The organism is Mycobacterium sp. (genome assembly GCF_049281135.1).
Taxonomy (GTDB): domain Bacteria; phylum Actinomycetota; class Actinomycetes; order Mycobacteriales; family Mycobacteriaceae; genus Mycobacterium.
Map to the genome: position 1 here is coordinate 1 of NZ_JBAPRN010000352.1, position 3,871 is coordinate 3,871.

Consider the following 3,871-nt stretch of genomic DNA (forward strand, 5'->3'; position numbering starts at 1 on the left):
GTCCAGCAGGGGGCGCCCGGGCAGCTACCCCCCAACCAAGGACCGGTGCTCGCGCCGCGTGAGTCCGTCGGTCCGCGGCCCGGGCCGCCGCCGCCGGCGCAGGGAGGTCACCAGTGAATTCCCGTAAGACGAGGATCGTCGTTGCTGCGGCGCTGGTGCTGGCGCTGCTGGGTGGGGTGGGCGCGCTGATGCGGTCGTCGGGCGGGCGCACCCATGTGATCGGATACTTCGACAACGCCAACGGCATTTTCGTCGGCGACGCCGTGGTGATCCTCGGCGTGGCCGTCGGCCAGATCGACAAGATCGAACCGCAGCCCGACCGCGTCAAGATCTCGTTTTGGTATGACGACAAATACAAGGTGCCCGCCGATGCCAAAGCGGTGGTGCTGTCGCCGAACCTGGTGACGATTCGGGAGCTTCAGCTGACCCCGGCCTACACCGGCGGCCCGGTGATGCCCAACGGCGCGGTGCTTCCGCTGGCACGCACCGCCGTCCCGATGGAGTGGGACGACCTTCGTGCGCAGCTGGAGAAGCTCACCGGGATCCTGCAGCCCACGCAACCGGGCGGGGTCAGCACACTGGGATCGTTCGTCAATACCGCGGCAGCCAACTTGCGCGGCCAGGGCCCAGATATCCGGGAAGCCGTTGTCAAGCTGTCACAGGCGGTTTCGGCGCTCGCTGACCACAGCGGCGACCTGTACGGCAGTTTCAGAAACCTGGCGGCTCTGGTGTCGGCGCTGCATGACAGCGGCGGGCTGCTGCGCCACCTGAACCAGAACCTGGCCGCGGTCACCGAGTTGTTGGCCAACGACCACAACGAGGTCGCCGACACGTTCAATGCGGACAACGAGGAGGCCGCCAAGATCACGGCCTTTCTGGACGACAACCGCGAGACGCTGGGCGTTACGTCGGACAAGGCCGCGGAGCTGTCCAACGCGGTGGTCGAGAGCCTCGACGACATCAAGCAGGCCCTGCACATTGGCCCCAACGTGTTCCAGAACGTGTTGAACATCTATCAACCCGCCCAAAGCGCATACACCGGCGCGCTGGCGCTGCAGAACTTCGCCAATCCGCTGCAGTTCTTGTGTTCGGGTGTGCAGGCGGCATCGAGGTTGGGCGCTGCGCAGTCTGCCAAGCTGTGTGTGCAGTACATGGCCCCGATCCTCAAGAACCGTCAGGTCAACTGGCTGCCGCTCGGGTTGAACCCGTACGCCGGGGCCTCGGCGCGTCCTAACGAATTGACCTACAGCGAGGACTTTCTGCGCCCGGACTACATCCCGCCGCCCGGGCCGGCGCCCACCGAGGCGTTCCGTACGGTGCCACCGCCGCCCAACGGGCCACTGCCACCGGCCAATGAGATCTTCAACTTCTTCGGCAACGGGATGATCAACACCAACGCGCCCTATGTGCCGGCCAAGCCGGCCAACCCGCTGCCCGTCGATCCGGCCACCGGGCTGCGCTCCATGATGTTGCCCGGCAGCCTGGATAACCAGAACGTCGGAGGTGGACATTGACCCGCCGCAGCCACCGGCGTCGCTGCGGCGCGGTGCTTCTGATCGCGCTGGCCGTGGCCGCGCTGTCCGGTTGCGGCGCCTTGCGGGACTTCCGGGGCGCCAACTCGTTGCCGCTGCCGGGCAGAGTGGGTGTCGGCCCGGGCTCTTACACCATTCAGGCGCAGATGCCCGATGTGCAGAACCTCAAGGAGAATTCCCGGGTCCAGTTCAACGATGTGCTGATCGGTAACGTGGCCAAGGTCGAACGCCAAGGCTGGCATGCGCTGGTCACCATGAGCATCGAACCGGACGCCGTGCTGCCGGCCAATGCCACCGTCACGATCGGTCAGACCAGCCTGCTGGGCACGCTGCACGTCGAACTGGCGACGCCCCCCGGCGTGGAGGCGAAGGGCAAGCTGCACAACGGATCGGTGATCCCGCTGTCGTCGGCGAGCTCCTACCCGTCCACCGAGCAGACGCTGGGCGCGGTGTCGCTGGTGCTCAACGGCGGCGGTCTGGGTCAGCTTCAAGACATCACCGCGACGTTGAGCACCGCCTTCACCGGTCGCGAAAAAGACCTCAGAAGCCTGATCCCGCAACTGGATAAGTTCACCGCCTACCTCAACGACCAAAAAGATGACATCGTCGCCGCGCTGGACAGCCTCAACAACCTGGTCGGTCAAGTCGCCGAGCAGAAGCCGGTCCTGGACAAGGCGCTCAAAACCATCCCGGCCGCGCTCACCGTCCTGAAGGACGAACGGGGAAAAATCGCCGACGCCCTTCTGATCGGTCCCAAGACGGGCGCCCTTGCCGCCGACGCGCTCGAGCCGACCAAGGAGAATTTGATCAAGGAGATCGGCGATCTGGGTCCGGTGGAAAAATCGCTGGCCGACTCGGGGCTGGCGCTGACCCGCGGTCTGGACTATCTCACGGTCCCGCTGTTCTCCAAACCGCCGGTGGCCAAATGGATCCGGGGCGACTACGGGAACCTCTCGGCCATCTTCGACTTGACGATGAGCCGGCTTGATTCGGGGATTTTCACCGGCACCCGGTGGGAGGGCAACCTGACCGAGCTGGAGATGCAGTGGGGCCGCACCCTCGGGGTGATGCCCAGCCCGTACACGGCGCGCAATCCCCTTGTTGCGCCTTACCAGTTCAATCAGGGGCCCTGACATGCGTTTACATCGGCGGACGATTATCACGCTGGCGATCTTTTCGGCGATCTCGGTGATCGCTGCCGGGCTTGTTGGTCTGTACTACGCGAACCTGCCGGCTGCCTACCTCGGAATCGGTCGGTACACGGTGCGCATGCAGCTGGATCGGGCGGGGGAGCTCTACCGCGCCGGCAACGTCACCTATCGGGGTGTGGAGGTCGGCCGGGTGTCGAAGGTGCACCTCACCGATACCGGTGTGGAGGCGGTGCTGTCGATGAAGTCGGGTATTCATATCCCCGCCGATCTCACCGCGCATGTGCACAGCGCGTCGGCGATCGGTGAGCAGTATGTGGATTTGATCCCGCGCAGCGCGAGCGGGCCGATGCTCAAGAACAACGATGTGATCCCGCAGGATCGTACGACCATTCCGCCGAACGTTAATTCGTTGTTGGCGGCGGTCAGTCGCGGTTTGAACGCCATCCCGCGCGACAACCTCAAGACGGTGGTCGACGAGTCGTATGTGGCCGTGGGTGGGCTGGGTCCGGAGTTGTCCCGGTTGTTCGGCGGTGGCGCGAAACTGGCGACCGAGGCGCGCCAGAACCTGGATGCGATCATTACCTTGATCGACGAGCCCAAGCCGATCCTCGACAGCCAGATCGACACCTCGGACTCGATCCAGGCCTGGGCCGCCCACCTGGCCAACGTCACCAAGCAGATTCAGACCGTCGAACAAAACAACGGCGCTCTGTCGGGATCGATTCACAAGCTGGGCCCACTTTTCGCGTCATTAGCCGACGTGGCCGATCGACTCGCGCCGACGCTGCCGGGAGTGGTGTCCAATCTTGACAAGGTCGGCGATGTCGCGCTGACCTACCGGGACAACATTGAGGCGCTGCTGGCCGAGGTGCCGCAGGTGGTGGCCGACTCGCAGGCGGGCCAGCTGGGCGACATGGACCTGAAGCGACCCTATCGCGGTATTTACCTGGACTTTAACTTGAATCTCAACTGGCCGCCGCCGTGCACCACCGGGTTTTTCCCGGCTCAGCAGCAGCGCTCGCCTGCCTTCGAGGACACCCCGGCGCGGCCGCCGGGCCTGGTCTATTGCCGGATACCGCAGGATTCGCCCTTCAACGCGGTGCGGGGCGCGCGCAACTATCCGTGCGAGACCCGGCCGGGCAAGCGGGCGCCGACGGTCAAGCAGTGTGAAAGTGACAAGCCCTATAT

The 3,871-nt window shown here is 64.9% G+C and carries 3 protein-coding genes; all 3 read left to right on the forward strand.

The window, feature by feature from the left end; genetic code table 11:
* Positions 1-113: 113 nt before the first annotated feature.
* On the forward strand, positions 114-1,514 hold the full coding sequence (locus WAN02_RS14150; protein ID WP_422264828.1) for an MCE family protein: 1,401 nt from the start codon (positions 114-116) through the stop codon (positions 1,512-1,514).
* Complete coding sequence (locus WAN02_RS14155) at positions 1,511-2,665, forward strand: MCE family protein (protein ID WP_422264829.1); 1,155 nt, start codon at positions 1,511-1,513, stop codon at positions 2,663-2,665. Before WAN02_RS14150 ends, WAN02_RS14155 begins: the two co-directional genes overlap by 4 nt.
* A 1-nt stretch (position 2,666) precedes the next feature.
* The coding region (locus WAN02_RS14160) for an MCE family protein (protein WP_422264830.1) at positions 2,667-3,871 on the forward strand (1,205 nt) is incomplete at its 3' end.